A 982-nucleotide genomic window follows, 5' to 3' on the forward strand; every position below is an offset into this window, starting at 1 on the left:
GTAATTGACCGGTTCCGTTCTGTAGCTGCCGGGTGGTGATCCTTGCGGGTTCCGGCTCCGCCAGGATCATCGGTATGTGTGTCTGTGCATGTAAGCCCGCCTATGACACGTCCTTGACCGACGGCCAGTGGGCGGTGATCGCGCCGTTGCTGCCCACACGGACCCGCGCCGGGGCGGACGGCCGTTGAAGTTCCCGCGCCGGTTGATCATCGACACGGTGCTGTACGTGCTGGGCACCGGCTGCGCCTGGCGGCTGGTCCCGCATGATCTGGCGCCGTGGGATGCGGCCTACCGGTGGTTTCGCGCCTGGACGGCCGACGGCACCTGGGACCGCGTCCATGACGCGCTGCGCCAGAAGGTCCGTACCGCCCAGGGTCGGGACCCGCAACCGTCGGCGGCCGTCTTGGATTCGCAGTCGGTGCGGACGCATCAGGGCGGTCAGGCCGTCGGCTTTGATGCGGGCAAGCGGGTGCGGGGCCGCAAGCGCCACCTGCTGGTGGACACCTGCGGGCTGGTGCTGCGGGCGGTGGTGCATTCGGCCTCGGTACAGGACCGGGCCGGCGCCAAGCTGGTGCTGTCCGGGATCCGGGCGGCCTTTCCGCAGGTGGGGCTAGTGCGGGTGGACGGCGGGTACGTCAACGCCGTCGATTCCGGGCTGGTGGGCTGGGCCGCCGGGACGGAGAACGTCGAGATCGTCGCGGTGCCGCGCAACGCGGACGTGAAAGGCTTTCGGGTGCTGCCTCGCAGGTGGGTGGTGGAACGGACGTTCTCCTGGTTGGGACGGTGCAGAAGGTTGGCCCGCGACTACGAGCGCAAGACCGCGCATGCCGAAGCGATGATCAAGGTGGCCATGATCCGGCTCATGGCCGCCCGGCTGGCCGGGGAGGACGTCGAGCCGCACGGTCCGATCGAGACCGAAGCGGCTCGACGTCTCGCCGAAGACCTAAACCAGGAGTGATCACCCGGTTACCCAACACTTTCT

The 982-nt window shown here is 68.5% G+C and carries 1 protein-coding gene; it reads left to right on the plus strand.

Translation table 11 applies throughout. From position 1 onward, the window contains the following. Positions 1-127: 127 nt before the first annotated feature. Positions 128-958 (plus strand): IS5 family transposase, encoded by an 831-nt coding sequence (locus ABD841_RS40500; RefSeq protein WP_344982396.1) that lies wholly within the window; start codon positions 128-130, stop codon positions 956-958. Positions 959-982 lie beyond the last annotated feature (24 nt).

This window comes from Streptosporangium fragile, assembly GCF_039534445.1.
Classification (GTDB): domain Bacteria; phylum Actinomycetota; class Actinomycetes; order Streptosporangiales; family Streptosporangiaceae; genus Streptosporangium; species Streptosporangium fragile.